The sequence below is a fragment of the Eubacterium ramulus genome (assembly GCF_003122485.1).
GTDB lineage: Bacteria > Bacillota > Clostridia > Lachnospirales > Lachnospiraceae > Eubacterium_I > Eubacterium_I ramulus_A.
In genome coordinates, this window is sequence record NZ_JRFU01000195.1 from 1 (window position 1) to 4563 (window position 4563).

Consider the following 4563-nt stretch of genomic DNA (forward strand, 5'->3'; position numbering starts at 1 on the left):
GCAAGTGGTGAGTAGTAACAAGTATTTCTCAGTGGGAGTTCAATCTCCGACTGAGATCAACAAAACGTATATGGCACCAGTCAGGCAATCTTTCCTCGACAAGCGATTGTTAGCTGCAGAGGTAAGATTGCCTGACTGGTGCCTTCATTATCTAAATTTACTGTCGCAAAGCAATTTACATCATGGTAGACGTACGAATCTGCTCCGCTTTTATGTCACCTGCAAGGTAACGAATGATCTCAATCGCAAATTCAGCCGCTGCTCCCGGTCCTTTTCCGGTTACCAGATTTCCGTCAACAACTGCTGCATCTTCGCTCCAGATTGCGCCGCCTTCCGGTTTGCATCCCGGATAGCCGGTTGCGTGTTTTTCTTTTAAAATGCCGGTTTCAGAAATCATTCCCGGTGCCGCACAGATTGCTGCCAGCATTTTTCCATTATTTAAAAATTTCTGCGCCAGCTCTTTGACACCCGGTTTTTCACCCATTGCGCCGGTTCCCGGTCCACCCGGATAAACGATTCCGTCGAATTCATCAAAATTCATATCTGCATATACTTCATCTGCATGAAAAACGATCTGATGTGCGCCCATGATCTGGCGTTTTCCGGTCACTGAAACTGTTATAACCTCGATACCTGCTCTTCTGCAAAAATCAACTACGGTCAGGCATTCAATCTCTTCTACACCATCGTTACATAATACTGCTATTTTACTCATATTATTTCCTCCGTTTCATTATAAAATTCATAAACAAATTTGCTTCTGATTGCATTTTTCCAACAATAGCTTATACTAAAAGGACATGAACAATAACTATCAGAATGGAGCCTTATTATGGAAATCGAACGCAAATTTTTAATCCCACAGTTACCGGAACATCTGGAACAATATCCATGCCGCCACATTGAACAGGGCTATCTGTGTACCAATCCGGTTGTGCGCATCCGCAAACAGGATGATGCTTATTTTCTCACCTACAAATCCGGTGGTCTCATGGCAAGAGAAGAATACAATCTTCCGCTGACCGCAGAGGGTTACGAACATCTCCGCCCGAAAGCAGACGGTCTGCTTATCACAAAAAAGAGATATTGTATTCCATTTGGTACCTATACCATCGAACTGGATATTTTTGAGGGAGAACTTGCTCCGCTGATCCTTGCAGAAGTGGAATTTCCTTCTGAAGATGAAGCGAACAGCTTTACACCTCCGGAATGGTTCACCGAAGATGTTACCTATTCCGGCAAATATCACAACAGCTATATGAGCCACCACGGTTATCATCCAGAAGCATAGATAAAACATGCCTAAAGCAAACTAACTTAGCAGACAAACTTTCTGTGCATCGCTATTTGTTAGTCACCCCATGCAGGGTTGGCATCTGATTTTATCAGATACTATTTTCTCCAGAGAGAGGTCTGTTCGTATTTCTGACGTGTGCGGATACAATATTTTAACTGGTCATAACGATCACTTAATTTTCCCTCCGGGATTACCACATCGACAACAACTGCCAGATCATCGATCAGACGATCTGTAATTTCATTTTTGATGTCGCAGACAATCTGATACTTTTCTTCCATGGTTTCTGCATCCAGAAAACGCAGTAACCATGGATTGATTTGCTCTATGGTATCATCTTCTGGCGAAGCTACTACTGTTTTTTCTATTTCTTTATTGTCATTTTCCACGGATGTGCTTACTGGTTCTTCCTTCTGACACATCGTTGCTGCACTTACATTTTCTTCTTTCTGGCTTATCGTCTCTGGATCTACATATTGAAACCGGTATTTCTGTGTCACTTCCGGATATTTTTCATGATCGACTTCACTCACAAACATATCATACGGGCGGATGTATACACCAAAATCACCATACAACGCCTGATACACAACATACGATTCCATGGTTTCTGAATGTTTTGCCACTGCAATGATCTGATATAATTTCTTTTTAAAATGTAAATATTTTTCTCCCGGTAACGGATTTCCCTGTGCCATTTTGATTCCTTCTTTCTGCCCCTGATTCTTTCTTCGATCACTCCCCTGATCTGTTTAAATCTGCATGTCTACAGCTTCATTCTATGTTTTGTCATGCATCCTTCTATTTTACTTTATTATCCGAAGCCAAAACTAGTAAACATTGTTTTCTATGTTTTTCGCTAATCCCAAACTTATACGTTGAATGAATTTAACATATCCATTCCTTCTGCAATAAAATCACGCTGAAATTCTATGTTGTTTTTTGGTCCTTTGACCATTACCTCATAGACATCATCCATCAGATTCTGATTTTCAGCGTCCCTGTCATTATCCAGCTCCACCTCTCTGGTGTTCGCTTTTGCTGCTGCCACAATCTCGTTCTGATCAAAAATGCTCATCTGCTCTGCCTGCTGCTGTTGCTGTGCGCGCTGTTCAGAAGCTTTTGCCTTTTTTGTATCGGAATATTTTGTCGTGGAAGCCGCTGGCTTTGCCTTCGACTGTTTATAAGATCCATAGGATGTCTGCTGTTTTTTCACCGTTTGTGCCGCTGTCGGCTGTGTCCGCGGTTTCTGTACCGGACAGCTTTGTGTCGTTCCTGCATTTCTATTTCTGTTTGCAGGCTTCTTTTTGCCTTTTACTACACTGGAAATAATAAAAATCAATACAATAAACCAAAAAATCAGACTTACCATCACGCCATCTCCTTCCTGTCAAACTTTTCGTACAGTATAGCATATTTACAAGAATCATGGTATACTGTTTTGAAGTTCGACTTGATTGAATTTTGGAGGTTACTATGTTTGCCAAAGCAAGAAATAATATTTCACAGATGCAGATGATCGCACTGGGATTTTTCTGTATCATTCTGATCGGTACGCTGCTGCTTATGACACCTGCGGCAAGCCGGAGTGGTACACCCACTGATTTTCTCACTGCTCTGTTTACATCCACCAGTGCCACCTGTGTGACGGGACTGGTAGTCACAAATACGTATCTGCACTGGTCACTGTTCGGGCAGATCATCATTATCACCCTGATTCAGATTGGGGGACTGGGATTTATCACTTTTGGTTTCGGTTTTTCCCTTTTTCTTCGCAAAAAAATCACGTTACGCCAGCGCGGTTTATTAAAAGAGAGCGTAAATGTGCTGAATACCGGCGGAATCGTCCGGCTTGCACGATTAATCTTACGGGGAACTTTACTATTTGAAGGTGTCGGTGCCATTATCCTGACCCTCTGTTTTTGGCGGGATATGCCTTTTCATCAGGCACTTTATTATGGCATTTTCCATTCCATCTCCGCTTTTTGTAATGCAGGTTTTGACCTGATGGGCGCATTTGGAATGTCATCCTTCATCGGATACAACGCAAACTGGGTGGTTTGCCTGACTCTGATGGCTCTGATCCTGATTGGCGGCATTGGATTTTTCGTCTGGAGTGATTTAAAAGAACACAAACTACATTTTCGCAAATATGCACTGCATACCAAAATTGTGCTGGTCACTTCCGTAATCCTGGCTGTTGTTCCAACGATTTTGTTCTGGATTCTGGAGCGCCATGCATTGTTTGCAGACATGAGCGGTTCCCAGGCACTTTTAAATGCTCTGTTTTGTGCCGTCACACCACGAACCGCCGGTTTTAACACAACCGACATTGCCTCTTTGAGCCAGAGCAGTCAGTTTCTGACCATTATCCTGATGTTTATCGGCGGTTGTCCGGGTTCTACCGCGGGCGGTATCAAAGTGACAACGATTGCCGTACTGATCCTGTATCTGCGCTCTACCCTGACCAGAACAGACGGTGTCAACATTTTCAAACGCCGGATGGAAGATGATGCAATTTCAAAAGCTGCTGCTGTATTTACGACACATCTGCTGCTGGCAGTGGTTGCCACGTTTTTGATCTCAATGCTGCAGAATCTTGACCTGACCACGATACTTTTCGATGTCGTATCCGCGGTCAGCACTGTTGGCATGAGCACTGGTGTCACACCTTCTCTGGTACCGGCTGCCAAAGTGATCCTGATCATTTTGATGTATCTTGGACGTGTGGGAAGTCTTTCCTTCGCCATGTCCTTTACAGATAAAAAACGACTCGCACACGTTCGCCAGCCCAAAGAGCATATCAGCATCGGTTAAACATAAGACCCGGCAATCTGTTGGTATACTTTGATTTTTCGGCATATTCGTTATTACATACGGCAAATTACTTCTGATAACGTCTTGCCATTGCATATTTGTTACTATTTATTTTATTACACCAAATCTACTTATTTTCACAGAAAGGATTTTATTATGAAATCATTTTTAATTATCGGAATGGGACGTTTCGGCAGTCATTTATGCCGAAATCTTGCCAAACTTGGAAACGAAGTTATGATCGTTGATCAGAACGAAGAATTATTAGAGCCGCTTCTCCCTTATGTCACAGATGCAAAAATCGGTGACTGCACCAAAGAAGAAGTGTTAAAAAGCCTAGGCGTCGGAAACTTTGACAAATGTTTTGTCTGCATCGGCACAAATTTTCAGAGCAGTCTGGAGATCACCTGTCTGTTAAAAGAACTTGGGGCAAAATATGTCATCAGCAA

Annotated in this window: 6 protein-coding genes; 3 read left to right on the forward strand and 3 right to left on the reverse strand. The window is 42.7% G+C overall.

Translation table 11 applies throughout. The features are described 5' to 3' along the window. Positions 1–175: 175 nt before the first annotated feature. A complete protein-coding gene (locus tag LG34_RS15060) occupies positions 176–715 on the reverse strand; it encodes a DJ-1 family glyoxalase III (protein WP_109216794.1) in 540 nt (179 codons plus the stop codon). 117 nt (positions 716–832) lie between these two features. Between LG34_RS15060 and LG34_RS15065 the strand changes: the two genes are divergently transcribed. Next, positions 833–1291, forward strand: a complete 459-nt coding sequence (locus LG34_RS15065) for a CYTH domain-containing protein (RefSeq protein WP_109216795.1) — start codon at positions 833–835, stop codon at positions 1289–1291. A gap of 101 nt (positions 1292–1392) precedes the next feature. Here LG34_RS15065 and LG34_RS15070 read toward each other — a convergent pair whose 3' ends face one another. Together LG34_RS15070 and LG34_RS15075 are read right to left on the reverse strand one after the other, a co-directional pair. Further along, a complete protein-coding gene (locus LG34_RS15070) occupies positions 1393–1995 on the reverse strand; it encodes a DUF1653 domain-containing protein (protein WP_109216796.1) in 603 nt (200 codons plus the stop codon). A 173-nt stretch (positions 1996–2168) separates the two neighbouring features. Next, positions 2169–2669 (reverse strand): hypothetical protein, encoded by a 501-nt coding sequence (locus LG34_RS15075; protein ID WP_109216797.1) that lies wholly within the window; start codon positions 2667–2669, stop codon positions 2169–2171. 104 nt (positions 2670–2773) lie between these two features. On the opposite strand from LG34_RS15075, the gene LG34_RS15080 reads away from it, so the two are divergent. Together LG34_RS15080 and LG34_RS15085 are read left to right on the forward strand one after the other, a co-directional pair. After that, the gene (locus LG34_RS15080; protein WP_109216798.1) at positions 2774–4114 is read left to right on the forward strand and encodes a TrkH family potassium uptake protein; all 1341 of its coding nucleotides are present in this window, start codon (positions 2774–2776) and stop codon (positions 4112–4114) included. 156 nt (positions 4115–4270) lie between these two features. Beyond that, positions 4271–4563, forward strand: a 293-nt coding sequence (locus LG34_RS15085) for a potassium channel family protein (protein ID WP_146190243.1), incomplete at its 3' end; no start/stop codon positions are given.

Coding starts and splice junctions, on each gene's coding strand:
- LG34_RS15070 (WP_109216796.1), bottom strand. CDS start 1,995: ATGGCACAGGGAAATCCGTTACCGGGAGAAAAATATTTACATTTTAAA.
- LG34_RS15075 (WP_109216797.1), bottom strand. CDS start 2,669: ATGGTAAGTCTGATTTTTTGGTTTATTGTATTGATTTTTATTATTTCC.
- LG34_RS15080 (WP_109216798.1), top strand. CDS start 2,774: ATGTTTGCCAAAGCAAGAAATAATATTTCACAGATGCAGATGATCGCA.
- LG34_RS15065 (WP_109216795.1), top strand. CDS start 833: ATGGAAATCGAACGCAAATTTTTAATCCCACAGTTACCGGAACATCTG.
- LG34_RS15060 (WP_109216794.1), bottom strand. CDS start 715: ATGAGTAAAATAGCAGTATTATGTAACGATGGTGTAGAAGAGATTGAA.